Origin of the sequence: Nocardia colli, from assembly GCF_008704205.1 — a bacterium.
Taxonomy (GTDB): Bacteria; Actinomycetota; Actinomycetes; order Mycobacteriales; family Mycobacteriaceae; genus Nocardia; species Nocardia colli.
Window position 1 is genome coordinate 796,425 of the sequence record NZ_VXLC01000003.1, and the last position, 25,891, is coordinate 822,315.

Annotated in this window: 28 protein-coding genes; 16 read left to right on the top strand and 12 right to left on the bottom strand. The window is 67.7% G+C overall.

From position 1 onward, the window contains the following. Positions 1 to 69: 69 nt before the first annotated feature. Together F3087_RS10400 and ligD are read left to right on the top strand one after the other, a co-directional pair. A complete protein-coding gene (locus F3087_RS10400; protein ID WP_191093881.1) occupies positions 70 to 1,149 on the top strand; it encodes an ATP-dependent DNA ligase in 1,080 nt (359 codons plus the stop codon). Next, entirely contained in the window at positions 1,146 to 2,147 is a 1,002-nt protein-coding gene (gene ligD, locus F3087_RS10405; RefSeq protein ID WP_150401613.1) for a non-homologous end-joining DNA ligase, read from the top strand. Before F3087_RS10400 ends, ligD begins: the two co-directional genes overlap by 4 nt. 4 nt (positions 2,148 to 2,151) lie before the next feature. Here the strand turns inward: ligD and F3087_RS10410 are convergent, their stop codons facing one another. Further along, complete coding sequence (locus tag F3087_RS10410; RefSeq protein WP_150401614.1) at positions 2,152 to 2,913, bottom strand: DUF4190 domain-containing protein; 762 nt, start codon at positions 2,911 to 2,913, stop codon at positions 2,152 to 2,154. Between the two features lie 194 nt (positions 2,914 to 3,107). On the opposite strand from F3087_RS10410, the gene F3087_RS10415 reads away from it, so the two are divergent. Continuing rightward, positions 3,108 to 3,461, top strand: a complete 354-nt coding sequence (locus F3087_RS10415; RefSeq protein WP_150401615.1) for a hypothetical protein — start codon at positions 3,108 to 3,110, stop codon at positions 3,459 to 3,461. Positions 3,462 to 3,482: 21 nt separating this feature from the next. Here F3087_RS10415 and F3087_RS10420 read toward each other — a convergent pair whose 3' ends face one another. From F3087_RS10420 to F3087_RS10430, 3 genes are all read right to left on the bottom strand, one after another. Then, a complete protein-coding gene (locus tag F3087_RS10420) occupies positions 3,483 to 4,184 on the bottom strand; it encodes a TetR/AcrR family transcriptional regulator (RefSeq protein WP_150401616.1) in 702 nt (233 codons plus the stop codon). After that, the gene (locus F3087_RS10425) at positions 4,168 to 5,313 is read right to left on the bottom strand and encodes an acyl-CoA dehydrogenase family protein (RefSeq protein WP_150401617.1); all 1,146 of its coding nucleotides are present in this window, start codon (positions 5,311 to 5,313) and stop codon (positions 4,168 to 4,170) included. Before F3087_RS10425 ends, F3087_RS10420 begins: the two co-directional genes overlap by 17 nt. A gap of 131 nt (positions 5,314 to 5,444) precedes the next feature. Continuing rightward, on the bottom strand, positions 5,445 to 6,134 hold the full coding sequence (locus tag F3087_RS10430; protein ID WP_223884977.1) for a TetR/AcrR family transcriptional regulator: 690 nt from the start codon (positions 6,132 to 6,134) through the stop codon (positions 5,445 to 5,447). A gap of 218 nt (positions 6,135 to 6,352) precedes the next feature. Here F3087_RS10430 and F3087_RS10435 point away from each other — a divergent pair, with 218 nt between their 5' ends. The 5 genes from F3087_RS10435 to F3087_RS10455 all read left to right on the top strand — a co-directional run bounded on the left by F3087_RS10435 (position 6,353) and on the right by F3087_RS10455 (position 11,489). Beyond that, entirely contained in the window at positions 6,353 to 7,282 is a 930-nt protein-coding gene (locus tag F3087_RS10435; RefSeq protein WP_150401618.1) for an alpha/beta fold hydrolase, read from the top strand. A gap of 37 nt (positions 7,283 to 7,319) precedes the next feature. Next, a complete protein-coding gene (locus F3087_RS10440) occupies positions 7,320 to 7,535 on the top strand; it encodes a hypothetical protein (RefSeq protein WP_150401619.1) in 216 nt (71 codons plus the stop codon). Positions 7,536 to 7,602: 67 nt separating this feature from the next. Then, a complete protein-coding gene (locus F3087_RS10445) occupies positions 7,603 to 9,126 on the top strand; it encodes a hypothetical protein (RefSeq protein WP_150401620.1) in 1,524 nt (507 codons plus the stop codon). Between the two features lie 45 nt (positions 9,127 to 9,171). After that, complete coding sequence (locus tag F3087_RS10450; protein WP_150401621.1) at positions 9,172 to 9,963, top strand: hypothetical protein; 792 nt, start codon at positions 9,172 to 9,174, stop codon at positions 9,961 to 9,963. Between the two features lie 95 nt (positions 9,964 to 10,058). Next, positions 10,059 to 11,489, top strand: a complete 1,431-nt coding sequence (locus tag F3087_RS10455; RefSeq protein ID WP_150401622.1) for an SDR family NAD(P)-dependent oxidoreductase — start codon at positions 10,059 to 10,061, stop codon at positions 11,487 to 11,489. 35 nt (positions 11,490 to 11,524) lie between these two features. On the opposite strand, the gene F3087_RS10460 is transcribed toward F3087_RS10455, so the two are convergent. Continuing rightward, positions 11,525 to 11,785: a hypothetical protein gene (locus tag F3087_RS10460; RefSeq protein ID WP_150401623.1), complete on the bottom strand. Its 261-nt coding sequence runs from the start codon at positions 11,783 to 11,785 to the stop codon at positions 11,525 to 11,527. Between the two features lie 312 nt (positions 11,786 to 12,097). Here F3087_RS10460 and F3087_RS45885 point away from each other — a divergent pair, with 312 nt between their 5' ends. The 3 genes from F3087_RS45885 (at position 12,098) to F3087_RS10470 (ending at position 13,426) form a co-directional block, all read left to right on the top strand. Then, the gene (locus tag F3087_RS45885) at positions 12,098 to 12,244 is read left to right on the top strand and encodes a hypothetical protein (protein WP_191093883.1); all 147 of its coding nucleotides are present in this window, start codon (positions 12,098 to 12,100) and stop codon (positions 12,242 to 12,244) included. Positions 12,245 to 12,312: 68 nt separating this feature from the next. Continuing rightward, a complete protein-coding gene (locus F3087_RS10465) occupies positions 12,313 to 13,020 on the top strand; it encodes an O-methyltransferase (RefSeq protein WP_223884978.1) in 708 nt (235 codons plus the stop codon). A 16-nt stretch (positions 13,021 to 13,036) separates the two neighbouring features. After that, positions 13,037 to 13,426, top strand: coding sequence for a DUF2784 domain-containing protein (locus F3087_RS10470; RefSeq protein WP_150401625.1), 390 nt, complete (start codon positions 13,037 to 13,039; stop codon positions 13,424 to 13,426). Positions 13,427 to 13,460: 34 nt separating this feature from the next. Here the strand turns inward: F3087_RS10470 and F3087_RS10475 are convergent, their stop codons facing one another. Next, a complete protein-coding gene (locus F3087_RS10475) occupies positions 13,461 to 14,234 on the bottom strand; it encodes a thioesterase II family protein (protein ID WP_150401626.1) in 774 nt (257 codons plus the stop codon). 40 nt (positions 14,235 to 14,274) lie between these two features. On the opposite strand from F3087_RS10475, the gene F3087_RS10480 reads away from it, so the two are divergent. The 3 genes from F3087_RS10480 to F3087_RS10490 all read left to right on the top strand — a co-directional run bounded on the left by F3087_RS10480 (position 14,275) and on the right by F3087_RS10490 (position 17,879). Continuing rightward, positions 14,275 to 15,621: a CoA transferase gene (locus tag F3087_RS10480; RefSeq protein WP_223884979.1), complete on the top strand. Its 1,347-nt coding sequence runs from the start codon at positions 14,275 to 14,277 to the stop codon at positions 15,619 to 15,621. 316 nt (positions 15,622 to 15,937) lie between these two features. Then, positions 15,938 to 16,978, top strand: a complete 1,041-nt coding sequence (locus tag F3087_RS10485; protein ID WP_317983915.1) for a nucleoside hydrolase — start codon at positions 15,938 to 15,940, stop codon at positions 16,976 to 16,978. Beyond that, the gene (locus F3087_RS10490; protein ID WP_150401628.1) at positions 16,971 to 17,879 is read left to right on the top strand and encodes an amidohydrolase family protein; all 909 of its coding nucleotides are present in this window, start codon (positions 16,971 to 16,973) and stop codon (positions 17,877 to 17,879) included. The genes F3087_RS10485 and F3087_RS10490 overlap by 8 nt, the downstream gene beginning before the upstream one ends. 3 nt (positions 17,880 to 17,882) lie before the next feature. Here the strand turns inward: F3087_RS10490 and F3087_RS10495 are convergent, their stop codons facing one another. Together F3087_RS10495 and F3087_RS10500 are read right to left on the bottom strand one after the other, a co-directional pair. Beyond that, complete coding sequence (locus tag F3087_RS10495; RefSeq protein ID WP_150401629.1) at positions 17,883 to 18,155, bottom strand: hypothetical protein; 273 nt, start codon at positions 18,153 to 18,155, stop codon at positions 17,883 to 17,885. Positions 18,156 to 18,188: 33 nt separating this feature from the next. Further along, positions 18,189 to 18,830 (bottom strand): NAD(P)-dependent oxidoreductase, encoded by a 642-nt coding sequence (locus F3087_RS10500; protein ID WP_150401630.1) that lies wholly within the window; start codon positions 18,828 to 18,830, stop codon positions 18,189 to 18,191. Between the two features lie 117 nt (positions 18,831 to 18,947). On the opposite strand from F3087_RS10500, the gene F3087_RS10505 reads away from it, so the two are divergent. Continuing rightward, entirely contained in the window at positions 18,948 to 19,442 is a 495-nt protein-coding gene (locus F3087_RS10505) for a MarR family winged helix-turn-helix transcriptional regulator (protein WP_150401631.1), read from the top strand. 79 nt (positions 19,443 to 19,521) lie between these two features. Here the strand turns inward: F3087_RS10505 and F3087_RS10510 are convergent, their stop codons facing one another. Beyond that, on the bottom strand, positions 19,522 to 19,977 hold the full coding sequence (locus F3087_RS10510; RefSeq protein ID WP_150401632.1) for a hypothetical protein: 456 nt from the start codon (positions 19,975 to 19,977) through the stop codon (positions 19,522 to 19,524). A gap of 202 nt (positions 19,978 to 20,179) precedes the next feature. Here F3087_RS10510 and F3087_RS10515 point away from each other — a divergent pair, with 202 nt between their 5' ends. Beyond that, positions 20,180 to 20,452: a PIN domain-containing protein gene (locus tag F3087_RS10515; RefSeq protein ID WP_223884980.1), complete on the top strand. Its 273-nt coding sequence runs from the start codon at positions 20,180 to 20,182 to the stop codon at positions 20,450 to 20,452. 10 nt (positions 20,453 to 20,462) lie between these two features. Here F3087_RS10515 and meaB read toward each other — a convergent pair whose 3' ends face one another. Genes meaB through F3087_RS10530 form a run of 3 tightly spaced genes read right to left on the bottom strand, consistent with a single transcriptional unit; the run spans position 20,463 to position 25,743 of the window. Continuing rightward, entirely contained in the window at positions 20,463 to 21,575 is a 1,113-nt protein-coding gene (meaB, locus tag F3087_RS10520) for a methylmalonyl Co-A mutase-associated GTPase MeaB (protein ID WP_150401634.1), read from the bottom strand. Then, a complete protein-coding gene (gene scpA, locus F3087_RS10525) occupies positions 21,572 to 23,866 on the bottom strand; it encodes a methylmalonyl-CoA mutase (RefSeq protein ID WP_150401635.1) in 2,295 nt (764 codons plus the stop codon). The genes meaB and scpA overlap by 4 nt, the downstream gene beginning before the upstream one ends. Next, positions 23,866 to 25,743: a methylmalonyl-CoA mutase family protein gene (locus F3087_RS10530; RefSeq protein WP_150401636.1), complete on the bottom strand. Its 1,878-nt coding sequence runs from the start codon at positions 25,741 to 25,743 to the stop codon at positions 23,866 to 23,868. Before F3087_RS10530 ends, scpA begins: the two co-directional genes overlap by 1 nt. Between the last annotated feature and the right edge of the window lie 148 nt (positions 25,744 to 25,891).

Sequence of the window (25,891 nt, forward strand, 5' to 3'; positions counted from 1 at the left end):
GCGAGTACCGATGAGTTCTGCGCGGTCAGGCCGTCGGTACCGGTGAGAACCGAATCCGAGGAGGATCGCGTGGACCTACCGGTGATGCCGCCCGTCAAACCGATGCTGGCCAAGACCACGTCCGGAGTGCCACACGAGGCCGGGCTCAGCTACGAGCCGAAGTGGGACGGATTCCGCTGCATCGTCTTCCGCGACGGGGACGAGGTGGAGCTCGGTTCACGCAATGACCGCCCGTTGACCAGGTACTTTCCCGAGGTCGCCGAGTTGCTGAAGCAGGCGCTGCCGGATCGGTGCGTGGTGGACGGCGAGATCGTCATCGTCACCGACGAGGGCCTGGACTTCGACACCTTGCAGAACCGGCTGCATCCCGCCGCCTCCCGGGTGAACAAGCTGGCCGTGGAGACGCCAGCCAGCTTCGTCGCCTTCGATCTACTCGCTCTCGGCGACAAGGACCTCACCGAGGAACCGTTCGCCGAGCGCAGGCGGCTGCTGGAAACCATCCTGGATACCGAGCTCGCGCGTGTGCACCTCACCCCGATCACCCAGGATCCCGCGGTCGCCGAGGACTGGTTCACCAGATTCGAGGGCGCCGGCTTCGACGGGGTCATGGTCAAGGCCAACGACCTGGCCTATCTCCAGGACAAACGGGTCATGCTCAAGGTCAAACACGAGCGCACCGCCGACTGCGTGGTCGCCGGATTCCGCTGGCACAAGGACGGCGAGGGCGTCGGCTCGCTGCTGCTCGGCCTGTTCGACGAGGACGGCAGCCTGCACCACGTGGGCGTCGCCAGCAGCTTCACCGCGGCCCGGCGCAAGGAACTGGTCGACGAACTGGCCCCGCTGCGCGAGAACGCGCTGGAAAACCACCCGTGGCGCGAATGGGCCGACGCCGCGGCGCAGGCCAGGGCCGACGGCAAGATGCCCGGCGGCGTCAGCCGCTGGACCGGCGGCAAAGACCTTTCATGGGAAGCACTGCGCACCGAACTGGTCGCGGAGGTGCGCTACGAGCACGTGCAGTCCGGGCGGCTGCGCCACGGCGGCCGGCTGGTCCGTTTCCGCACCGACCGCACGCCGGAATCGTGTACCTATGCTCAGCTCGACGAGGCACCGCCCGCGGAATTGAGCGCGATCTTCAGTGAGGCGAAGTGAGTACGTCAGTCGATATCGAGGTCGATGGGCGCACCGTCGCCATCAGCAATCCCGACAAGGTGTATTTCACCAAGCGCGGTGACACGAAACTCGATCTGGTGCATTACTACCAGGCGGTCGCCGAACCGTTCCTGAATGTGGTCGGCGGCCGGCCGCTGCTGTTGGAACGTTATCCCGACGGCGCCTCCGGAAAGTCGTGGTTTCAGAAGCGGGTGCCGAAATCCGCGCCGGACTGGCTGCACACCGTCGAGGTGTCCACGCCCAACGGCACCACCGCCGACGCGCTCGTCGCGCACGATCTCGCGCACATCCTGTGGGCAGTCAACCAGGGCTGCTTGGGTTTTCACGTGTGGCCGAATCGGGCGGACAACCTGAAGATCGCCGACGAGCTGCGCATCGACCTCGACCCCTCCCCCGGCATCACCTTCGACGATCTCAAGCACGCCGCCGTGCTCACCCGAGAGTTGTTCGTCGAATTGGGCATCGAGTCCAGGATCAAGACCTCGGGTTCGCGCGGTCTGCACATTTACGTTGCGCTGGAACCGAATTGGGACGGCTACCAGGTGCGCGCCGCGTCCGTCGCGCTCGCGCGGGAGCTGGAACGCCGGCATCCCGAGGAGATCACCGCGCAGTGGTGGAAGGAAGAGCGCGGCAATCGCGTGTTCGTCGACTTCAACCAAAATGCCCCGCACAAAACGGTTTTCGGCGCGTGGTGCGTGCGGCCGAAAGTCGGCGCGCAGGTGTCCACGCCGATCGCCTGGTCGGAATTGGACACCGTCGTCCCGGACGAGCTGACCATCGCCACCGTCCCCGCCCGGCTGGCCGAGCTGGGTGATCCGTGGGCCGATCGCGCACCGCAGTCGATCGCGCCGCTGCTGGAGATGTCCGAACGCGATATGGCCTCGGGCTTGATGGATGCGCCGTGGCCGCCGCAGTATCCGAAGATGCCGAACGAGCCGCCGCGCGTTCAGCCGAGTCGAGCCAAGAAAGAGGAGTAGCGCGCTACTCGGTCCATAACACCCAGGTGCCGCTGCGGCCCGCGCTCTCACAGACCAGCGCGCGACCGTCCGCGGTCCGGCCGGTTTTCGCCGCGCTCCCATCGCATTTCGCTCCGGCCTGCTGAACCACCGTGGAGACCGTGTACGGCCCGGCCCACTGGTAGGTGCCGGAGCTGAGTAAGCAGATGAGAGTGGTCCCGTCCGCGGCGTTGCCGATCTGCCCGACCTGGCCCTCGGTGCACGCAGCACCCTTCTTCAGGTTGCTCTGGGTTGTCGTCGGCGGGCCGGCCGTCGTGGTCACCGCCGCGGTCGGTGCTGCCGGAACAGTCGGCTGCGGCACCTGATCGACCGTCGACTGCGCCGTGAGACTCGCCGCGGGTTTGTCCGCGCGAGTCAGCGAGTCGGGCAACATGTTTCCGGACACCACCACCAGCCCGGCCAGCGCCGTCACCTCCGCGACCCCGATCAGCAACGCGAACATCGCCATCACCCGGCCGCGCGGATGGGAGAACGCGATGAAGCCGAAAACGATGGCGACCGGAAACAATCCGACCAAGGCCGCCACCAACGCGACAATCGCGTACGGATTCACGATCGGCGGAATCTCCACCCGCAACCGGCCGGTCCGCCGCCGGCTCGGCGCCGGTTCCTGCCACTCGGGCTCCGGGTCGACGACCCACTGTTCCTCTTCGCCCGCCGCTGGCCACCGATCGTCCGGTTGAGCCGCAGGCCAACGTTCACTTTCACGGCGATCCGCCCGTGCCATGCCAGGTCCCTCTCCACACCAACCACCGTGCAGGAACCTCGGACTGCCCGGACCCGCCCCGATATCCCGACCAACAATAGGGGCCGAACGGCGCGACATCATCTGAAACGTCCAATTACTAGCCGTTTTCCCCGCCGGAGGTTCATGCTGATCCGAAAGTGTCACTGATCTTGCGCTGACTCCCAGGAGGATCCATGTTCGGTAGCACCGACTCCGAAGGCCAGGAAAATCGGCCTTGGCACGCTCAGGCCGGGGATCTGCTCGGCGACAATTACAACGTTCCCGGTCTCATTCTGTGCGCGCTCGGCATCGTCGCTTTGGCCTGCACGCTCACCGCCGCGGGCTACGGCTTCGACGAGTGGACCCAGACCGGCGCGATCATCACCGCCGCGCTGTGGATCCTCGGCCTCGGCGCCTTGGTGGTCGAGCATCGGCGCGAGGAGGTGATCGAGCGCAAGTACGGCAGGCTCGGTCACGCGCCTGGCCACCGGCGGCCGGTGCGCTACAGCATGGAACCGCCGGACAGCACGCCGGACGCGTTCGCCTAGATGGCGCACGGACCGCCACGCTCAGGTGTGGCGGTCCACCTTCGGCAGCGACTCCGTGACCAGCGTCATCAGCATGTCGGCGAGCAGCTCGTGCACCTGCGGACGGGTCAGCGTGCCGCGGGTGATCCATTCGCGCCCGGCCACTTTCACCAAACCACCGTAGGCGCGCACCATCGCGCGCAATGCCGCACTGCGTGCCGAATCGGCGAGCCCGACCATCAGCAGCAGTCGTTCGGCGGCCGCGTCGTCGGCCTGATCGAGGATCTGCTGCACCTCGGGGTCGTTGCCGACGCCCTCGTGGCTGGTCACCTTCACCCAGGTGCTGCCGTGCTCGGCGATGGTGTCCAGCAGCCAGTGCACGCTCGCGTCCACCCGCTCGCGCTCGGTGCCGGTGGGCACGATCATGTCGTCGAGCTTCGGCAGCGTGACCATCCGGCGCACCACCGCGAGGTAGAGGTCGCGCTTGTTGCCGAAGTAGTGGTTGATCAGCCCGCGGGCCACCCCGGCGCGCTGGGCCAGCTCGGCGGTGGAGACGGCCGCGTACGGGCGCTCGCCGAACATGTCGATCGCGCACGCCAGGATCTGCGCCCGCCGCTCGTCGGGTTCGAGCCGGCGGCGACGCGTCACGGGGACGGCGGCCGCGGGGGTGGGTGCACCCGGCGCGGCGTCGTCGGCGGTCCGGCGAGCGGTGGGCTCGCTCGTCGTATCAGAGAGACCGGGCAATGAGATCCTTCATCACCTCGTTGCTACCCGCGAGGATGCGCAGGACGCGGGCGCCGGTATAAAGCTGCGAAATCGGATACTCCGTCATGTAGCCGTAGCCGCCGAACAGTTGCAGGCAGCGGTCAACCACGATACCCAGTTGGTCGGTGAGCCAATATTTCGACATCGCCGCTGTGGGAATGTCCAGCTCGCCGCGCAGGTGCTTGACGATGCAGTCGTCGAGGAAGGTGCGGCTGATCTTCGCGATGGTCGCGCACTCGGCCAGCTCGAACTTGGTGTTCTGCATGGCGAACAGCGGCTTGCCGAATGCCTCGCGGCCCTTGGTGTAATCGATGGTGAGCTGTACGGCCTGTTCCATCATGGCGACCGCGATGATGCCGGTGACCAGGCGTTCCTGGGCCAGCATCTGCATCATCTGATAGAAGCCCTGGCCCTCGGCCTCGCCGAGCAGGTTCGAGGCGGGCACCCGCAGTCCGTCGAAGAACAGCTCGGCGGTGTCCTGGGCCTTGCCGCCGATCTTGTTCAGGATGCGGCCGCGCTTGAAGCCGGGGGTGTCGTCGGAGACGTCGGCGAAGATCAGCGAGACGCCGGACGCGCCCTTGGTCGGGTCGGTTTTGGCGGCGATGATGATGCCGTCGCAGAGCCAGCCGTTGGTGATGAAGATCTTCGAGCCGGTGATGACATATTCGTCGCCCTCGCGGATCGCGCGGGTCTTGATGTTCTGCAGGTCGGAGCCGGTGCCGGGCTCGGTCATACCGATGGAGAGCACCATCTCGCCGCTGGCCGCCTTGGGCAGCACGCGCTGCTTGAGTTCCGCAGAACCGAATTCCTTCAGGTACGGCGCGATGATCGAGCTGTGCACCGGCATGCCCATCGAGCCGTCGCCGGCCCGGGACTGCTCCTCGATGATCGCCGCCTCATGCGCGAAAGTGCCGCCGCCCCCGCCGAATTCGGCCGGGATCGCGGTGCACAGCAGGCCGAGCTCGCCCGCCCGGTTGTACAGCGCGCGATCGGGATGGCCCTGCGCGACGAACTTCTCCTCGTGCGGGACGACCTCCTTCTCGAAGAACGCCTTCGCCAGGTCGCGGACCGCCTCGACCTCGTCGTCACTCCATGCGGCGCGTGCCATCATCGAATCCTTTGCTCGCAACTCTCCCGGCGTCCGTGCCGGTCCTCGCCATCAGATTGTCGCACTATTGGCAGAGTGTCAACAAGACGGACACGCGTTCGACCGGCCGGCGGGATATGCCCTGGCAGAGGTCAGCTTGCGGGCTGTTGTGCCTGATTGACGGCGGCGAGCGAGGTGAAGATCGGCGTCTCCGGATCGGCCGAGATGCCCTGCCTGCGCAGGAACCCGTCGATCAGGCCCCAGACGAACTCGGTGGCCTGATCGATGAACTCGGCGGTGCGCGCCGGATGCGGCACCACGGTGTCGGCCAGCCACAGGTCGGTGATCGAGACGACGACTCCGACCACGGCGCGGGACAGGTAATCGATGCCCTCGGTGTCGATCGGAATGGACTCGGCGATGTCGCGGGCCTGCCTGGCGAAGCGATCCGACGCGGCCCGGCCGAGGTCGAACTGCAATACCGTTCCGTCGGACTGCTGAGTCACCTGTGCCTGGCCCAGGAAGCGAAAAACGTTGGGATGCTGCAGAATACTGTCGGCGTATCCGGTGAGCACCCGGCGCAGCGCGAGTCGCGGCGGTTGCAGCATGAGCGTCAGATCGTTGCCCGCGGCGGCCGCGGCGGCCTTGGCCATCCGGTTGCCGATCTCGGTGTAGAGGTCGGCCTTGTCGGCGAACTGCCGATACAGGCGGGGCTTGGTGATGCCGGCCTCGCGGGCGATGTCGTCCATGCTCGGCCGCGGCCCGTCCCGGTCGATCACCCGGATCGCGGCGTCGACGATCTCCGCACGGAAGGTCGTCGAACGGACGCTGGGACGAGGCACGACCGCAGCATACACGTACCGCTGGTACGGATATTTGCGTGAGGTACGCCATAGTCTGCGGCTAGCCCTCCCGCATTCGGGGATTTCTTCGTACTGTCAGTATCGGAAAACGTACTAGCGGTACGGGTCGAGCGTTCCAGCATTCCGCGCACAGTCGCGAGTGCCCGGCCGACCACCGCGTGACCGTCCGGCAGCCCGCACCCGAACGAGGCAACAAGATGACCAACCAGCTCGACACCGATACGCCCCGCCCGGACCGGCAGTGGACGGTGACCGCCGACGGCACCGAACTCGCCGTCTACGAATGGGGCGACCCCGCCGCCGCACCCCTGGTCCTGGTGCACGGGCTCACCGACACCCATCGGGTGTGGGCCACGGTCGCCGCGCTGCTGTCCGACGGCTTCCGGGTGATCACCTACGACGTGCGCGGCCACGGCCGTTCGGCCACTCCCGCACTGCTCGCGGACTTCCGGCTCGACCGGCTCGCCGCCGACTTCTTCGCGGTGATCGACGCGGCCAGCCCGAAGCGCCCGGTGCACACCTGCGGGCACGGCTGGGGCGCGGTGCAGCTGTGGGAGGCTGTGTGCGATCCGCGGGCGAACACCCGGATCGCCTCGTTCACCGCGATTTCCGGCCCGAACCTCGATCATCTCGGTCTGTGGCTGCGGGCCGTCGCGCCGCACGCCAAGCTGCGCGCGGGCGATCTCGGCTGGTGGTTGAGCGGTGCGCGCTGGACGCTGCGCCCGATTCCGGTGGCGCGCAGGCTCTATCCGCCGCGGGTGCGCACGCTGGTGGTGGAACGGCTCGGCGGCCTCTCCCCGCTGCCCGCGCGGATCGCGCGCACCTGGCGCACGGATCTGCTCGCCGGCGGCCGGATCGCCCAGGCCAACCTGCTGCATCATCTGCGCAAGCCGCGGGTTCGGCGCACCGCGGTGCCGGTGCAGTTGCTCGTCGATACCACCGACCCGTTCGTGCCCGCCTCCATCTATGACACCTCGACGCGCTGGGTGGACCGGTTGTGGCGCTGTGCCGTCCCGGCCGATCACTGGCTGCCGGTCACCGAGCCGCTGCTGGTCGCCGAGGCGATCGCCAACTTCGTCGACGACATGCGCGCCGACCACGCCGCGATCACTCCGCGCAGCAGCTGATCGCACCGCTCTTCCACATAACCGATACGGAGATCTCATGCCGGACGCAGCCCAGCGGCTGATCCGCACCCTCGGCGCACCACTGCCCGACGAATTCGACCGGCTCACCGACTCCGATCTCGCCGAACTCGACCGCCTGCTGCGCCACGCGGTGACCGCACGCGGTGAACGCCTCGGCGCGGCGGTCGAGTCCTCGCTCCAGCTCATCCCCCGGCTGATGCGCCCGACGGTGAAACGGGCGTTGGGGCTGTGAGCGTGCGAACCGAAAACACAGCCGCCTGCGCGGTCACGACGGAGCCGAGCGCCAGCGAGGCGCAGTCGTGAGCGCGCAATTAATGGCGCGGGCCGAGACCACCAAACTCGCTCGCCTGCTCGACATTTCCGACCCGGCCGCGCTCGACTTCCTCAACGGCCTTTCGCCGGAGGCGATTCGGAGCTTCCGCGAACGCGCCACCGATCTACTGTTCGACCGCGACGCCGCGCGGATGAAACGCGTTGCCGCGGCGACGAAGTTGGTGCCGACCGCGATCAGCGCCAAGGCGGCCGAGCGCGCGTTCGGCCCGGTGCTGTGCGCGGCAGTCGCGGGTTCGGTCGAGCCGTCCCGGGCGGTCGATATCGCCAAGGCGCTGCCCGCCCGGTTCCTCGCCGAGACCGCGATCCAGCTCGACCCGCGGCGCACCGCCGACATCATCGCCGCGGTACCCGCGAAGCTGGTCGTCGAGGTGGCGCGAGAGTTGTTGCGCCAGAACGACCATGTGACGATGAGCCGGTTCGTCGGCGTGGTCCCGGAGGAGTCGATGCGCGCCGCGGCGCCGGTGCTCGGCGACGCGGACCTGTTGCGGGTCGGCTTCCTCATGGAGGACAAGTCCGCACTGGACCGGCTGATGGCACTGGTCACCGACCGGCTCGCCGGGGTGATCCGCACCGCGCACGAACAAGACCTCTGGGCCGAGGGGATCGACCTGCTCGACAGCGTCGGCCACGAAAACCGCGCTGCTTTAGGCGATATCGCGGCCGGACTCGGCGGCGAGGTGCTCGACGGCCTCATCGAGGCGGTCCGTACGCTCGACGCCTGGGACTCGCTGCTGCCGGTGACCAGCGCGATGAACGCGGACAGCTTGCGCGCATTCGCCGAAAGGCCTGCGGTACAGGAGGAATCGGTGCTCGCCTCGATCATGAACGCCGCGTTGAACAAGGGTTTCTGGCTCGATCTGCTGCCGCTCGTCGTGCACCTCCAGCCGGCGCAGCTGTCCATTCTGGCCGCGCGGCTGGCGGACAAGTCCGACGAGGAACTGGGTGAACTTGTCGCCCAGGCGGATTCGGCGGGCCTCTGGAACTCCATGCTGCCCATCGCGCTCGCCATGACCGACACCGATCGCCGCCGCATGGCCGGTCTGCCGATCATGCGGAACCCCGACGTACTGCGCGCGGTGATCAGTACCACCGCCGAGCACGAACTCTGGTCGCAGGCACTGCCTTTGGTGGACGCGCTGCCCGACTCGGCGACGCCGATCCTCGCGTCGTGCATCGGCGAGCTCAGCCAGGACCAGATGCTCGCCGCGGTGCTCGTCGCCGCGCGCAGCGAGAACATCGACACCCTGGTCGATATCGCGCTCGCGCAGGATCCCGACGGGCGGGCGCGGGTGCTCGAACTCATCGACGGGATGGACGATCTCGACGAGTTCCTCGCCGCGCTGACCCCCGACACCCCAGATGTGGTGTGGCAGGGACTGATCGAGGTGCGCGCGGAAATCCCCGATGCCCTGCGCACCCGGCTGGCCGACCGTGCGGACACCTGCGGCCGCACCGCCGCGGCCGAGGGACTGCGCGCGGATCCGGCCTGACTCGAACGCCGGGCGGTGCCCGCGCCGAGGTGATACTTTCGCCCCATGATGGGACCGGCTGGTCAGAGGCCTCCTAGCCTCAGCAACGCCGGATGGCTGCACGAACCGTTGACGCCGATCGGCGCGATGCGGCCGTACCCGGACGGGCGGGTGCCGCCGCAACCGCTGCGCCGCTGGAAACCGCCGGGCGGCAACCGAGGTCGGCTCTGGACGCTCGGCGCGCTGGCCGGCGTCTCGACGCTGGTGGTCGTGGCGGTGCTCGGCGTGTCCGACAGTCATCCCGCGGCGCCGACGCCGGACCTGCGCGGCTATCACTACGTCGACAATCTGTGCGCGATCACCGACACCGCGCCCTACCTGCATGCCGGATTCGTGCTGGCGCCCTCCAGTTCGGCGACGCTGCGCTACCCCCTGCACCAAACCCGCCTGCACCCGGCCCTGGACACGATGAACTGCACGATCCGCCTCGCTCCGCCCGGACCGAGCGAGCGCGCCGACGACACCACGCTCATGGTGAACGCCGCCGTGCACAAGCGCGCCGATCCCGCGCCCGAGTTCACCGCCCGGTTCGAGACCTGGACGCAGGCCGAACTCGCCGAGGACGATCGGGTCAGCAAGCTCGACGGGATCGGCGACGAGGCCTACCTCGTGCGCAAGGAAACCGAGCACGCGCAGAACACCGGCGTGACCCTGGCCATCCGAGACGGCTGGACCACCTTCGAGATCAGCTGGCTGCACCCGCCCTCGGTGGTCACCACCACCGACATCAAGGTGCCCGAGGTCGTCGAATTGCTGAAGCACACGGCCGCCACCACCATGGCGCTGCTGCGCGCGTAAACCACCGAGAGGTAACCGGGCGGCAACCAGGTCGCGGAGTTTGCGACAATGGTCGGGTCGATTTCCCAGCTCACCGAAGGATGCCTGTACCACCGATGGCCGAAAGCATGATTGATCCGGACGAGCTCGCGACCTGTCTGCGGGTACTGGACCAGGCCGGGCAGCTGGAGAAGGAGCATCCCGACTCGGTGGCGGTGCAGCGCGCGGTCGGCCACATGTTCAAAAAGCTCAAGCAGCGCCGCCGGATCGAAGCCAGGACGGCCGTGGCCGAGGCGGACCGCGAGGTCATCGCCGCGACCGCCACCGGTTCGCCGCAGCGGATCGACGACGAGACCGCGGGCATTCCGCTCGCCTCGAACGCGCGCGGGGCGACCGCGGGCACGCTGATCCGGGCGCGGCCCTGCTACATCTGCAAGCAGCCGTACACGCAGGTCGACGCGTTCTATCACCAGCTGTGCCCGGAATGTGCCGCGAGCAGTCACAGCAAGCGGGACGCCCGTACCGATCTGACCGGCCGGCGCGCGCTACTCACCGGCGGGCGCGCCAAGATCGGCATGTACATCGCGCTGCGGCTGCTGCGCGACGGCGCGCACACCACCATCACCACCCGCTTCCCGAACGACGCCATCCGCCGCTTCGCCGCCATGGACGACAGCGCGGACTGGCTGCACCGGCTGCGCGTGGTCGGCATCGACCTGCGCGATCCGGCGCAGGTGGTCGCGCTCGCCGACGACGTCGCGGCGCAGGGCCCGCTCGACATCCTGATCAACAACGCCGCCCAGACCGTGCGCCGCTCCCCCGGCTCCTACAGCGCGCTGGTCGACGCCGAGTCCGGTCCGCTGCCCGCCGGCGCGCTGCCCGACGTGGTGACGTTCGGCAAGACGATGCAGGCGCACCCCACCGCGCTCACCGCCTCGCTCACCCCGTCACTGTCCGCGGCCGACATCGCCGAACTCGCGCTGGTCGCGGGATCGGCCACGCCCGAACGCATTTCGCGCGGCATCGCGATCGACGCGGGCGGCCTGGTGCCGGATCTGGCCCACACCAACAGCTGGGTGCAGACCGTAGCCGAGGTCGACCCGACCGAGCTGCTCGAAGTGCAGCTGTGCAATTCGGTCGCGCCGTTCATCCTGGTCTCCCGGCTGCGCCCCGCCATGGCGGCGGCGCAGGCCCGGCGCAAATACATCGTCAACGTCTCGGCGATGGAAGGCCAGTTCGCCCGCGCCTACAAAGGCCCCGGCCACCCGCACACCAACATGGCCAAGGCCGCACTGAACATGCTTACCCGCACCAGCGCAGGCGAAATGCTCGAAGCCGACGGCATCTTGATGACCGCAGTAGACACCGGCTGGATCACCGACGAACGCCCGCACTACACCAAGGTCCGCCTAGCCGAGGAAGGCTTCCACGCCCCCCTCGACCTCGTCGACGGCGCAGCCCGCGTCTACGACCCGATCGTGCAAGGCGAGCAAGGCATCGACCTCCACGGCTGCTTCCTCAAGGACTACCGCCCCTCGCCCTGGTAATCCGGCGGTACCGCGGGCAGAATCCCCTGCTCTCCCTAGTCGACGGGGTTTCCGTTCTGGTCGAACCACTGGCCGCCCTTGACAGTCCAGCCCTCCCATTCGGTTCCCTCCAGATCATCGGAGAACCGACCGCCGAATCCTGCCGGGGCGGTCCCTTCCGGGGCCGGTTTCGCTGCGCGGATGTCGGCGTCGAACTGATCGAGAATGGCTTGGTTGCGCGCGAACTCTTCCGGGGTCGGCAATTTCATTCCGGCCGCTTCTGCTTCGTCGCGGGTGTAAAAGATCTTCCCGCCCACTTCTTTCGGCATGATGCTCTCCCTACATTTCCGACATGGTGAGCCTGACATGCTCAGGCATGGCGGTTAAGTGCTCGGCGTGTGCGCCGATGACGCGGCGGCAGACCTGTGACTCCTCAGGTGTTCCCCCGAGTAAGTTTTGCTCTTGGCTACTCTGACGCACCAACCGGCCTGGCGGTTCCATTTTGTAGTGACTGTGTTCGCGCAGTACAGGGAGCTATCAGGCTGCACAGCAAGGAATCTCGTGGTGGGCCGGTCATCCCGTGAAACAGCCATCACGCATAGCTGATTTTCGGAATCCCGCGGCCAGCAGTGGACACCGGCTGGATCACCGACGAGCGCCCGCACTACACCGAGGTCCGGCTTGCCGAGGAGGGCTTCCACGCGCTGCTCGCCCTGGTAATCCGGCGGCGGCCCGGGCAGAATCGGCCGCATACCGATCTTCGAGGGGCGGCATGACGAATTCGAGTGGGTTGGGTGCGTTGGTGCGGGATCGGCTGCCGTTTCTGCGTTGGTCGACTATTCGGATGGGGTTTGGACTCGGGAGTGTGCTGCGTACCGGGCAGGTGGGTGATGGGCGTGAGCAGGCGTTGTTGGAGCATGTCCTGGCGACCACGACGGCGGGTGATTCGGGCAGTGTGCTTGCCGCGATCGATGACTTCGCTCGCAATCGCAGTTTGCTGATGAATGTCGGCGATGAAAAGGGTCTGATCCTGGATAACGCGATTGAGCGGGCCGAGCCGATGCTGTTGCTCGAGCTGGGCGCCTATTGCGGGTACAGCGCTGTGCGCACCGGTCGCGCGATGCCGGCGGGGGCGCGACTGGTGTCGGTGGAGGCGAGTGCGGCCAATGCCGAAATCGCCCGTGCTGTCGTCGAACACGCGGGGTTTGCCGATCGGATCACCGTGGTGGTCGGCATGATCGGTGATGGCGGCGCGACCATGCGGCACCTCGCTATCGAGCACGATTTCGGGCCCGGCGCAGTCGATTTCGTGTTCATCGATCACCTCAAGACCGCGTATCTGCCCGATCTGAAGTCGATCCTGGCCGCGAGTTGGCTGCATCCGGGGACCGTCGTGGTTGCCGACAACGTCCGGATCCCGGGAGCGCCCGGTTATCGGCGCTACATGCGCGAACACGAAGGTTCGAGCTGGCGCACCACCGAACACAAGACTCACCTCGAATACCAGTCCCTGGTTGCCGATCTGGTGCTCGAATCCGAATACCTCGGCTGACGGCTACGCTGGAGGAATGCTGTATCGGCTGCTGGCCGACGCCACCGCCGTGGTGCATTTCGTATTCGTGGCGTACGTGGTCGTCGGAGGGTTCCTCGCGTGGCGCTGGCCGCGCAGTATCTGGCTGCACCTGATCGCGTTCGGCTGGGGATTCAGCACGATCCTGATCGGGCAGGAATGTCCGCTGACCAATTTGGAGAATTGGGCGCGGCATCGGGCCGGTGAGGCCGGGCTGCCGTCGAGCGGGTTCATCGACCACTACATCACCGGGGTGATCTATCCGGAGAACGCGCTCGGGTTGGTCCGGGTGCTCGTCGCGGTGTGCGTGGTGGTGTCGTGGGTGGGCTACGGATGGCTGCGCCGACGGGCGGCCGGATCGACCACCCGCCTTCAGGCATCCCACTAGTTACACGCCGAGATAGACTGGCCGACAGCTCTTTTCAGGCGCGTGAACGGTCGCGCGCGAGCCGCTCGGTGACCACCTTCGCCACCTCGGCGGGGCGCTCGTCCAGATAGAAGTGACCGCCGGGGAACGTTGCGCGCTCGAAGGTTCCGGTGGTGAAGTCGCGCCACTCGTCGGCCTGATCCGGGGTCATCGTCGGGTCCTCGGTACTGACCAGCGCGACGACGTCGGCAGTCAGCGGGGCGCCCGGGGCGTACCGATAGGTCTCCACGGCCTGGTAGTCGCCGCGCACCGCGGGCAGCACCAGTTCCGCGAGACTTGGTTCGTCGCGCAGCATTTGGATCGGCGCGGGGTCGGCGGCCAACCGCTCCAGCTCGGCGATCAGGTCGGCGTCGGAGCCGGCATGCACGCGCTGGGTCTCCACGAAAGTCGGTGCGGGACGGCCGGAGACGAACAAAGTCGACAACGCCTGCCCCCTGCGCTCCAGCCGGCGCGCCGTCTCGAACGCGACTGTTGCACCCATGCTATGACCGAATAGCGCTAGCCCATCAACGATTCCGAGCTTCAGCACCTCCTCAGCAATCCGCTCGGCGAGCGTTTCGAGTTCGGTGATCGGCGCCTCGCCGAGCCGATCCTGCCGGCCCGGATACTGCACCGCGGCCACCTCGACGCCCGGACCGAAGTATTTCGCCACATCTCGATAGGCGGTCGCCGGACCGCCGCCCGGCGGGAAACACAGCAGGTGGTGTCGGGGAGTCGCGTCGGGACGCAGGCTCCGCAGCCAGTCACCGGACTCGATGGATCTGCCCATGTATATCTCCTTCTCAGACGGAACTATTACGCTCTTTCGCGTGAACGCGCACACACGGCTGGTCCACGACTACGAAGCCGGAATCGGTGTCACCCCCTCTGCCATTACGCCCGCACCCGATCCCGGCAGCAATCTGGCTGCGACACTGCCGGTCTGGTCGCTGGCCGCCGGGTCGGTCGCCGCGCTGATCGCCGCCGCGAACCGGATCCGCGGCGTCCGCGGGCTCGACCCCGTGGCGCACCGCATCGACCCCGCGCGCATCACGGCCGCGTTCTGTAGTGAACGGTTACTCAGCATCAGCGGTCGCCCCGCCACGATGTTCGGCGACCTCTCCGGATTCTTCCCCACCTTCGACGGGTGGGTCCGCACGCACGCCAACTATCCGCACCACCGCGATCGACTGCTCACCGCGCTCGGGCTGCCGTTGGACGCGCCGTTCGATCTCGCGGTCGCGCACATGGCGATGAGCCGGGCGGCCGACATCGAGGATCATGCCGCCGCGCACGGGGCGATCGCGGTGCGGGTGCGCAACGAGCAGGAGTGGCTGGGCAGTGCCGAGGGGTGGGCCGCGACGATGGGACCGCTGGTCGCGATCGATCGGCGTGCCGATCGCGGAGAGCCCGGATTGCCGGTCGGGGCGGCGCCTTTCCAGCCGTTGCGTGGGCTGCGGGTGCTCGATCTGACCCGGGTGATCGCCGGGCCGGTGGCGACGCGGACGTTGGCGTTGCTTGGCGCGGATGTGCTGCGGGTGGATCCGCCGGGGTTGCCCGAAATCTCTTGGCAGTACGCCGATACCGGGCAGGGTAAGCGGTCGACCCTGGTGGATCTGTGGGCGCAACTGCCGCTGGTTCGGGATCTGCTGGCGTCGGCGGATGTGCTGGTGACCGGATACCGGCCCGGTTCGCTGGAGCGCGCGGGTCTCACCGCGGCGATGCGGCCGGGGATGGTGCACGGCCGGGTGAGTGCGTGGGGTGAGGCCGGGCCGTGGGCCGAGCGACGTGGTTTCGACAGCATTGTGCAAGCGGCGTCCGGGATTTCGATCGCCGAGGGTGCGCCGTCGGTGCCCAGTGCGCTGCCCGCGCAAGCGCTCGACCATGCCTCCGGTTACCTACTCGCGGCCGGCGTGATCGATGCGCTGGCCGCCCGCGCGTCCGATGGTATCGGCCGTGATGTGCGAGTTTCGTTGGCGCGCACCGCCTCCTGGCTGCTCGCCGCACCGGGTCGCACACCCCGGCACCCACCCGCCGCCCTGCCCGATCCCACCGAGGTGATGTCGCACGGCGATATCATCACCGCCACGCCCGCCATCGCCGAATACCCCGCCTACAGCTGGCCGGCCCCCACCTACGGCGGTGATCGCCCGGCCTGGCCGCTGAAGACCCACTGACTTCCGCGCGCACACCTCCACCCGCTGCGCACGAATCGGAGTGCAAATCCGTGCGCAGCACCACCGTGCGCGCAACGACGCCGCGCCCCCACGCGCACACCTCGACCTGCCGCGCACGAATCAGCCGGCAATTTCGTGCGCGGCAAATCGCTATATGCGCGACCGCCGTCACCGGGACCGCCCCACCACGCTGCGCGCACCCAGCCGCAGCGCGCACGTTTCGGTTTCGCGCGCACGAATCAGCTAACGATTCGGTGCGCGGCGGGACGACCGGTGCGCGCGGAGCTGAAGCGAGACCGGCGGTTAGGCTCGTTGCGTGCGGCAGAAGATCATCATGGATGTTGATACGGGGGTCGACGATTCTCTTGCGCTGCTCTACCTCCTTGCGTCGCCGGAGGCGGAGATCGTCGGGATCGCGTCGACCGCGGGGAATGTGCCTGCCCCGCAGGTGGCGGCCAACAACCTCGCGTGGCTGGACGTGTGCCGGGCGCCGGACATCGAGGTAGCCCTCGGGGTCGCCGAGCCGCTGGCGATCCCGCTGCGCACCACCGAGGACACGCACGGGCCGCAGGGGGTCGGGTATGCCGAGCTGCCACCGTCGACGCGCACGCTGTCGACGCGTTCGGCCGCGCAGCTGTGGGTCGATCTGGTGCGGGCGCATCCCGGTGAGATCGTCGGGCTGTGCACGGGGCCGCTGACCAATCTGGCGTTGGCCCTGCGGCTGGAGCCCGCACTGCCGACGCTGTTGCGCCGGCTGGTGATCATGGGTGGCGCGTTCAACCATCCCGGAAACACCACGCCCACCAACGAATGGAACGTGCACGTCGATCCGGAGGCCGCCAAGGAGGTCTTCGACGCCTTCTCCGCCGCGCCGCCGGATCGCCGGCCGATCGTCTGCGCGCTCGACATCACCGAGACCATCGAGATGCGGCCGAAGCATCTGGCGCAGCTGGCCGAGCGCGCGGGCAGCGTTCCGGTGGAGACGGTTTCGGAGACCGATCCGCCGGAAGCCCGGTCGGCGGCGAGCAATCCGATCGTCCGGTACGCCACCGACGCGGTGCGGTTCTACTTCGACTTCCACCGGCTCTACGACCTCGGCTACCTCGCGCACATGCACGATCCGTTCGCGGCGGCGGTCGCGCTCGATCCGGCGCTTGCCGTGACCCGGCCGGCGACGGTCGATGTCGAGCTCGCCGGAACGTTGACCCGGGCGACCACCGTGGCCGACTGGGCGGGCATGTGGGGCCGGGAACCCAACGCGGACATCGTGATCGGCACCGATCCGGAGTTGTTCTTCGATCGGCTGATCACCAGGGTCGGCGACTTCGCGCGGCAGGTGTACCCGCAGGATGTGTGAGACGGGAACAGCCGTGCACAGCGGCAACGACGACAATGCCTACCTCGCCGAGTTCCGCGATCGGCTCGGGCTGCCCGGAATCATCGACGTGCATACGCATTTCATGCCGGAGCCGGTGATGCAGAAGGTGTGGGCATACTTCGATTCGGCCGGTCCGCTCACCGCGCGCGCCTGGCCGATCGCCTATCGCGACGATGAGCAGGTCCGGTTGAAGACGTTGCGCGGCTTCGGTGTTCGTGCGTTCAGCTCGCTGGTCTATCCGCACAAGCCCGAGATGGGGGCCTGGCTCAACGAATGGACCGCCGAGTTCGCCGAGCGAACCCCGGATTGCCTGCACACCGCGACGTTCTATCCCGAGCCCGCCGCTGAAAGCTATGTCGCGGAGGCGATTCGGCGCGGTGCGCAGGTGTTCAAGGTGCACGTTCAGGTCGGTGGTTTCGATCCCGGTGATCCACTGCTCAATCCGGTGTGGGGGTTGATTCAGGACGCGAGAATTCCGGTGGTGATCCACTGTGGATCCGGGCCGGTGGCAGGGGAATTCACCGGACCCGGACCCATTGCGGCTCTGCTGCGGCGGTTTCCGCGGTTGCCGTTGATCGTCGCGCACATGGGTGCGCCCGAGTACCGCGAGTTCTTCGATCTGGCCGAGAAATACCCCGACATCCGGTTCGACACCACCATGACGTTCACCGACTTCTTCGAGCAAGTCGACCCGTTCCCGGCCGATGAACTCGGGCGACTGCGCTCCTTCGGCGACCGCATCCTGTTCGGTAGCGACTTCCCGAACATCCCGTACACCTACGGTCATGCCGTCGATGCGCTGGAGCGGCTCGAGCTCGGGGACGAGTGGCTGCGCAAGGTCTGCTACCAGAATGCGGCCGACCTGTTCGGTGTCGCGTAGGGCCTAGCGTTCACGGGTGATGCCGTCGGGGTCCGGCAGCGTCACGGTGATGGTGTCGATACCGGACTGCAACGAGCCGAAATAGAAGCTGACTCGGCAGCCCGGGGACAGCGCGTGCACGATCCGCACCAGGTCCTCGCGGCATTCGGCGGTGTACCAGTGGGTGACGCCGCGGGGCAGCCACTCCCAGGCCACGAGCGAACCGGCCTGGTCCAGCCGCTCGATCACCCCGCTGCGCGCGATCGCCTGCCAGCAGGTGCGCTCCGATTCGGTCATCTGCACTTCCCTCTGCGTCCGGTGGGCGGCTACTCAGGCCGCACCCACGGTGAATCTGGTGCGGCGATGCACGGGCCGTTCGGCTTCGTCGAGTAGCGCGACCGCGAAGTCCTCCATCGAGATGGTCGAGGTGCCGTCGGGACGGACGAGCAATTCGTCGACGCCGCGACGGTAGACGCCGGTGCGCTCGCCCGGCACCAGCTCGGCCGGTGGGCTCAAATACGTCCATTCCGTGACGGTTTCGGCCCGGCACAAGGCAAGCTGATCCGCGCAGGCCCTGGCTATCGGACGCAAGTGCGCCGGGAAGTCCGGGGTCTCGTGCAGCGTCGCACCCTCGGCGTCCGGGACCAGCAGCGTCGCCGCGCCACCGACGACCAACAGGCGGACTCCGTTGTGCGCCAACGCTTTCAATAGTACCGAGGTCAGTGCCGGAAGTTCGTGTTCCTGACCGGACGGTGGCCGGGTCGCGGTGATCACGAGATCCTGTCCGGCACTGAGTGTTACGACGTCTTCGAGGTCGGCGGCATCGCCGATCCGCACCTCGGCCGCGGCGGGTACGGCGGCCGCGCGGGCCGGGTCGCGGATCACCGCGACGACCTCGTGGCCGCGGGCCAATGCCTCGGTCACAACTCTGCTGCCCACATCGCCTGTCGCGCCGAACACCGTGATGCGCATGATTCGTTCTCCTCCGGACTCGTTTCAGTTTGCTTAGCTCTAAGTAACTTAACTTAGCGCTGAGCAATTCCGCGCCATGAGATACCTCACCGCTGAGGTATTGGCTAGAGTGCGGGGGTGACCGATCATGTCGACCGTGTGCTCACGCAATGGCAGGCTCAACGCCCCGACCTGGACGTCTCGTCCATGGCCGTGTTCGGGCGGCTGTCCAGACTGACCCAGTTCACCGGCGCCGAGCTGCGCAAAACCTTTGCCGCGCACGGCCTCGACGCCGCATCCTTCGACGTCCTGGCCACGCTGCGGCGCAGCGATCCGCCGCACCGCCTGACCCCGACCGAGCTGATGCACTCGTCGATGGTCACGTCCGGCGCCATCACGCAACGGCTGGATCGCCTCGAAGAACGCGGCCTGGTCCGCCGGTCGCCCAGCGAATCGGACGGCCGCGGCATCCAGGTCTCACTCACCGATGCGGGCCACAAGCTCATCGATGACGCACTCCCCGACCACGTCGCCACCGAGCAGCGCTTACTCGACCCGCTCACCCCGAAGCAGCGTACGGCGCTGGCCGACACGTTGCGGGTGCTGCTCGAATCCCTCGGCGACGCAATCTGATTCGACGCCGCGCCCCTTCATGCCGGCCCGCACGATATCGCCGGCTGATTCCTGCGCGTCACCTCAATGGACGCGCTGGTCAGGCATGCGGTAGCGCGGCGACCAGACCGCGAATGTAGTTGACGCGCTGCTCTGTATCGAAGACCTGCGCGCGGTCGGTGATCTTGACCTGGGTCGCGTAGTAGAACCCGGCCCCCTGAACGCTCACCTGCACGAACCCCTGGATCTTCTCCTCCTTGACCGCCAGGAACAGCAGCCCGAGCAGGCAGAAGACAAACAGCAGGATGGCCAGCACGATCGCGTACGACGGAATGCGCTGATCGACGCTCGTCTGATTGGTGACGATCCACGTGGTGCCTGCCAGCGGATGCTGCCCGGACGGTGTCAGCACGTGCGTACCGGTACACCCGATATCGCCCACCGTCACCAAAACCGGCTCCGGACTCCACTGCGGCGGAGGCGGTTCCGGACCGGAGACCCACTGCGGCCGAGCCATGCCGGACTCGGACGGCCGGGCAATAGCTTCATCGGACATCACCAGCACCTCCTTCGCCATTGCCGAGGGAAGGATCCCCCCGCACACATCGGCTGGCGAGTCCTCGTCGCCGCATCATCGCCAGCCGAGGAACCTTCCAATCTACTACTCGTCAATGCCGCTCGACAACTAGCAGATCCTCGGCAAATATCGATCGGACGCGATGATTGCGCAGGTAGACGACGAAACGCCGCCTACCGGGATGCCAGCCAGACCACCACCCCCGGCCGACGGGCGACCGATCAGCGCTCGGTGCGAGCAGGCGATAGCGGACGTCGAAACTCGGCATGTCGACCCGATTCTGCCGGTCACCACCGAGGTCGTGCGGGTGTGGGCGCGGATCAGCGTCCGGCCGATCAATATGGCCGACGGGTTCATCGCGGCGACTGCGTTGGTGCATGGTCTCGCCGTCGTCACTCGGAATGTGCAGCACTTCCAGGAGACGGGGGCCGCGGTGCTCAACCCGTTCGGGTGAGCACCGGTGGTCAGTGGGTGTCGAAGGCGCGGAGGAGTTCTTCGGCGGCGAGGGCTGCGGTGAGGGTGCCGTCGCGGACTCGGCTTTCCACTTGGGCGCGAATGGCTTTCACGTTGGGGTTGTCGGCCAGGCGGCGCAGGAGTTGGTCGTGCACCATGGTCCAGGTCCAGTTGATCTGCTGGCGGCGGCGCTTTTCGTCGAATTCGCCTGCGTCGGTGAGGACTCGGCGGTGTTCGAGAACGGTGGACCAGAACTTGTCCAGGCCGATGCCTTCCAGGCCGCTCATGGTGAGCACCGGCGGGCGCCACAGGGCGTCGTGCGGGTGGATCAGGCGCAATGCGCCGGCCAGTTCGCGGGCGGCGGACTTGGCTTCCAGCTCATGCTTGCCGTCGGCCTTGTTGACCGCGACCAGGTCGGCCAGTTCCAGCACGCCTTTCTTGATGCCCTGCAACTGATCTCCGGTGCGGGCCAGGGTGAGGAAGCAGAACACGTCGACCATGTTGGCGACGGTCACCTCGGATTGGCCGACGCCGACGGTCTCCACCAGGATCACGTCGTAGCCGGCGGCCTCGAGCAGCACGATGGTCTCACGGGTCGCCTTGGCCACGCCGCCGAGCGTGCCCGCGGTGGGTGACGGACGGATATACGCGTTGCGCTCCACCGAAAGTCGTGCCATCCGGGTCTTGTCGCCGAGGATGGAACCGCCGGTGCGGGTGGACGACGGATCGACCGCGAGCACCGCGACCCGATGCCCCTTGCCGATCAGATCCATGCCGAGCGCGTCGATGAACGTCGACTTGCCCACACCCGGAACTCCGGTGATGCCAACCCGATTCGACACCACGGCGTTCTCGGAACTGTGCGCGTCCGGCGTCAGCTTCAGCAGCAACCGCTGCGCGAGATCCCGGTGATCCGCGCGCGTCGATTCGACCAGGGTGATCGCCCGCGCCAGCGCGGCCCGCTCCCCCGCACGTACCGCGTCCGCCATCGCATCGACATCGATCGCCCGTCCCCGTCCCGCCGACCGGCCGTTGTCCGCCGACGCGCCGGGGCGACCTTCAGCGGACGAATCCGCTCGAAGGTCGCCGTCGGCCGAGGGAGCGACAGAGTTGTGCTCGCTCATTCGCCCTCGGCGGAATCCTCGGCACCGCTGCCGCTTTCGGACCCTAACTCGGGATGACCGAGTTCGGTGGCCAGCTTCTTCAGCAGATCGATCGCGGCGTCCGCGATGACAGTTCCGGGCGGGAAGATCGCCGCGGCACCGGCCTCGTACAGCGCGTCGAAATCACCGGGCGGGATGACGCCGCCGACGATGACCATGATGTCGGGTCGCCCCGCATCGGCCAGCGCCTGCCGCAGGGCGGGCACCAGCGTGAGGTGGCCGGCCGCCAGCGAGGACACGCCGACGACGTGCACGTCGTTGTCCGCCGCCTGCTGCGCCACCTCTTCGGGGGTCTGGAACAGCGGGCCCACGTCCACGTCGAAGCCGAGATCGGCAAAGGCGGTGGCGATCACCTTCTGGCCGCGGTCATGCCCGTCCTGCCCCATTTTCGCGACGAGGATACGCGGGCGACGGCCTTCCGCCTCGGCGAACTCCTCGACGAGATCGCTCGCCTTGGTGATGTTGCTGACCTTCCCTGCCTCGTCGCGGTACACACCCGAGAGGGTACGGATCTCGGCCTGGTGGCGGCCGTAGACCTTCTCCAGCGCGTCGGAGATCTCACCGACGGTCGCCTTGGCGCGCGCGGCGTTGATGGCCAGGGCCAGCAGGTTGTTCTCCATGCCGCCCGCCGAAGAGCTTGCCGCACGGGTCAATTCGGCCAGCGCGCGTTCGACCTCGGCCGAATCCCGGTCGGCGCGCAGCTGCCGCAGCTTCTCGATCTGCTCGGCGCGCACCCGCGAGTTCTCCACCTTGAGGACCTCGACCTGCTGGTCCTCCTCGGCCTGATACTTGTTGATGCCGATCACCGGCTGCTGCCCGGTGTCGATGCGTGCCTGCGTGCGCGCGGCGGCCTCCTCGATGCGCAGCTTCGGGATGCCCTCGCCGATCGCCTGCGCCATCCCGCCGTGCGCCTCCACCTCGGCGATGTGCGCCCGCGCCCGGTTGGCCAGCTGATGGGTGAGCCACTCGACGTAATACGAACCGCCCCAAGGATCTACCGGGCGGGTGGTCTTGGACTCCTGCTGGATGAGCAGCTGAGTGTTGCGCGCGATGCGGGCGGAGAAGTCCGTCGGCAGGGCGAGCGCCTCGTCGAGCGCGTTGGTGTGCAGCGACTGGGTGTGGCCCTGGGTCGCGGCCATCGCCTCGATGCAGGTGCGCGCGACGTTGTTGTAGGCGTCCTGCGCGGTGAGCGACCACCCGGAGGTCTGCGAATGGGTGCGCAGCGACAGCGATTTCGAGCTCTTCGGCTCGAATTTCGCGACCAGCTCGCTCCACAGCAGCCGCCCGGCGCGCAGCTTGGCCACCTCCATGAAGAAGTTCATGCCGATGGCCCAGAAGAACGACAGCCGCGGCGCGAACTTGTCCACCTCCATGCCCGCGTCGATGCCGGCCCGGATGTACTCGACGCCGTCGGCGAGGGTGTAGGCCAGCTCCAGGTCGGCGGTCGCGCCGGCTTCCTGAATGTGGTAGCCGGAGATGGAGATCGAGTTGAACTTCGGCATCTTCGCGCTGGTGAAGGCGAAGATGTCGGAGATGATCCGCATCGAGGGCTTCGGCGGGTAGATGTAGGTGTTGCGGACCATGAACTCCTTCAGAATGTCGTTCTGAATGGTTCCGGCCAGCAGCTCCGGTCCGACGCCCTGTTCCTCTGCCGCAACGACATACAGCGCGAGGATCGGCAGCACCGCGCCGTTCATCGTCATCGACACGCTGACCTGGTCGAGCGGGATGTGATCGAAGAGCTGACGCATGTCGAGGATGGAGTCGATGGCCACACCGGCCATGCCCACGTCGCCCTGCACCCGCGGGTGATCGGAGTCGTAACCGCGGTGTGTGGCGAGGTCGAAGGCGACCGATAGGCCCTTCTGCCCGGCCTGAAGGTTGCGGCGGTAGAACGCATTCGAGTCCGCGGCGGTGGAGAAGCCCGCGTACTGGCGGATGGTCCACGGCTGGTTGACGTACATCGTCGGGTAGGGACCGCGGACGAACGGCGCGACGCCGGGCACGCTGTCGAGCGGATAGCCCTCGGCCACAACGGCATCCCGGTCGGCCTTGGTGAATACCGGTGGCACGTCGATACCTTCGGGCGTCGACCAGACCAGTTGCTCGGGCGCGTAGTGATTCGCCTTCGCTGCCTCGCCGATGTAGGACTCGACCTGCGCGGGGTCCACGGCGGCGGGCTCCGGGGCGTGCTCGGCCAGCGGCACCTCGGCGAAATTGCCGATCACGTGCTTGATTTCACGAGTAGTCATCAGGCTCCCACCTTCTCCAACAGGCCGGACAACGCGGCGACCGCATCGATCTTCGCCGCGAGGAATCCGTCCGGACGCTGCGCGTCGGCCAGCTCGGCCACCGCCTTCGCGGCTCCGGCCAGTAGCACCGTGTCCACGCCTGCGGCGCGCAACTGCTCCACGGCCGCACCGGCTTCCGTGCCGTAGCGCTTGTCCGAACCACACAGCACCGCGATCGGCGCACCCGCCTCGGTGGCCGCGGCGGCGATGGCGTCCACCGCCAATGGTCCGGGATTGACGGACTCGATTCCACCGGAGGCCAACAGGTTTGCGATGAAGGTCACTCGGACGTTGTGTTCGGCCACCGAACCGAGCGGCACCAGCAGCGCCTTCGGCCGGGAGCCGTGCTCGGCCAGATAAGCGTCGGACCGGTTGCGCAGCGCCTCGAACGTGGCACCGTAACGAGCCACGCGGTTGTCTGCGCGCGCCGCCTCGGACAGCGGGCGCTCGGCCAGGTTCGGAAATTCGTTCACGCCGGTCACGGACGTCTTCCGGTGTGCGACATCGGCATCGCGGGCCGCCTTGGTTTCCGCGATGCGCTCGGCGAGCAGGCCGGAATCCAGCGCGGCGAGATAGCCACCCGCGGCCTCGATTTCCTGCATGAACTCCCACGCCTTCGCGGCGAGCGCGCCGGTGAGATCCTCGACGAACCAGGAACCGGCGCCCGGGTCCTGTACGAAGCCGAGGCGGGATTCCTCGAGCAGCAGCAGCTGGGTGTTGCGCGCCATGCGGTCCGCGAACGACTTCGAGACGCCGAGTTCGCCGGCGGGCAGCGCCGAATCGAAGGTCAGCACGGTCACCGCGTCCGCCCCGCCCACGCCGGCACCGAACGCCGCGAGGGTGGTGCGCAGCAGGTTCACCCACGGGTCGCGCTGGGTCATCATGGCCGCTGAGGTCACCGCGTGCTGCGGTGCGCCACCGAAATCCGGTGCGCCGCAGACGTGCGCGACGCGGGCCCAGAGTTGGCGGGCGGCACGGAATTTGGCGACCGTGGCGAACTGGTCGTCGGTCGCGGCGAAGCGGAAGGTCAGCTGCTCCAACGCATCCGCGATGTCGAGTCCCTCGCTGAGCGCGCGCAGGTAGGCCAGGCCCGCGGCGACGGCGGCGCCGAGTTCCTGGGCATCGGAGGCGCCGGCGTTGTGGAATACGGTGCCGTCCACGGTGATCGCGCGCACGGTCTCCGCCCGCGCCACCGCGTTGGCGGCCAGGGTCACCGTGTCGGCGAGCTCGATATCGGCGATTCCGGCGAACCGGCTGGTGAGCGGCGCCGCGCCCAGCCAGACGTGAATGTCCCTGCGGGAGGTCGCCGCATAACCGTCGAGCGCGCTGTACAGCTGTGCGGCCGCGTCTGCGGTCGCGGTTCCCGCGTCCAACGTCACCGGAGCCAGGTCGAACAGCAGTCCGGACAGCGCGGCAGGCAATTCCACCGCAGGCACGCCGTTTTCGCCGACCCCGAGCCATACGGCGCTGATGCCGTTGCCCAGGCCGGCCATGATCTCCCGGTTCACCGCGGCCGCGTCGCGACCGTCGAAATGCGCGCTCACGTGCCAGCCGCGATGCACGTCGCGGGTGGCGTCGCTGCCGCGCACGAACGGATACGCGCCCGGCAGCGGCTGCTCGGGCAGTTCGTCCCGACGCGTGTACAGCGGGGCGATGGTCAGCCCGTCGTAGGTCGTCTCATCGAGCAGGTGCTCTGGTTCCGCCGGCAGTTCGGCGACCTCGACCCGCCGGACCTTCGCCAGCACCCCGGCCACACCCTTGCGCCACGCGGCGAACTGCGGAACCGGATCCGCGCCCGCAGGCGCCGATCCCGGTCCGGGCTCTGAAGCAATCGGCATAGCTTGCTGTTCCTCTTCCACTCGACTGCAGGCGCACCCGTCATGTGTGCCGAAACCGCCGCATTCGCCCAGTTCAGCGACTACTTTGGTTAACGAGCATTCGTCCCGTTTCTTCTGATGCTAGCGGGAGTCCTGCAACGTGTTGTCC

Excerpts from the sequence above, each read along its gene's own strand:
- F3087_RS10410 (WP_150401614.1), bottom strand. The coding sequence starts at position 2,913 with ATGGCACGGGCGGATCGCCGTGAAAGTGAACGTTGGCCTGCGGCTCAA.
- F3087_RS10415 (WP_150401615.1), top strand. The coding sequence starts at position 3,108 with ATGTTCGGTAGCACCGACTCCGAAGGCCAGGAAAATCGGCCTTGGCAC.
- F3087_RS10425 (WP_150401617.1), bottom strand. The coding sequence starts at position 5,313 with ATGGCACGCGCCGCATGGAGTGACGACGAGGTCGAGGCGGTCCGCGAC.
- F3087_RS10435 (WP_150401618.1), top strand. The coding sequence starts at position 6,353 with ATGACCAACCAGCTCGACACCGATACGCCCCGCCCGGACCGGCAGTGG.
- F3087_RS10440 (WP_150401619.1), top strand. The coding sequence starts at position 7,320 with ATGCCGGACGCAGCCCAGCGGCTGATCCGCACCCTCGGCGCACCACTG.
- F3087_RS10450 (WP_150401621.1), top strand. The coding sequence starts at position 9,172 with ATGATGGGACCGGCTGGTCAGAGGCCTCCTAGCCTCAGCAACGCCGGA.
- F3087_RS10455 (WP_150401622.1), top strand. The coding sequence starts at position 10,059 with ATGGCCGAAAGCATGATTGATCCGGACGAGCTCGCGACCTGTCTGCGG.
- F3087_RS10465 (WP_223884978.1), top strand. The coding sequence starts at position 12,313 with ATGGGGTTTGGACTCGGGAGTGTGCTGCGTACCGGGCAGGTGGGTGAT.
- F3087_RS10470 (WP_150401625.1), top strand. The coding sequence starts at position 13,037 with ATGCTGTATCGGCTGCTGGCCGACGCCACCGCCGTGGTGCATTTCGTA.
- F3087_RS10475 (WP_150401626.1), bottom strand. The coding sequence starts at position 14,234 with ATGGGCAGATCCATCGAGTCCGGTGACTGGCTGCGGAGCCTGCGTCCC.
- F3087_RS10490 (WP_150401628.1), top strand. The coding sequence starts at position 16,971 with ATGTGTGAGACGGGAACAGCCGTGCACAGCGGCAACGACGACAATGCC.
- F3087_RS10495 (WP_150401629.1), bottom strand. The coding sequence starts at position 18,155 with ATGACCGAATCGGAGCGCACCTGCTGGCAGGCGATCGCGCGCAGCGGG.
- F3087_RS10500 (WP_150401630.1), bottom strand. The coding sequence starts at position 18,830 with ATGCGCATCACGGTGTTCGGCGCGACAGGCGATGTGGGCAGCAGAGTT.
- F3087_RS10510 (WP_150401632.1), bottom strand. The coding sequence starts at position 19,977 with ATGTCCGATGAAGCTATTGCCCGGCCGTCCGAGTCCGGCATGGCTCGG.
- F3087_RS10515 (WP_223884980.1), top strand. The coding sequence starts at position 20,180 with ATGCCAGCCAGACCACCACCCCCGGCCGACGGGCGACCGATCAGCGCT.
- meaB (WP_150401634.1), bottom strand. The coding sequence starts at position 21,575 with ATGAGCGAGCACAACTCTGTCGCTCCCTCGGCCGACGGCGACCTTCGA.
- scpA (WP_150401635.1), bottom strand. The coding sequence starts at position 23,866 with ATGACTACTCGTGAAATCAAGCACGTGATCGGCAATTTCGCCGAGGTG.
- F3087_RS10530 (WP_150401636.1), bottom strand. The coding sequence starts at position 25,743 with ATGCCGATTGCTTCAGAGCCCGGACCGGGATCGGCGCCTGCGGGCGCG.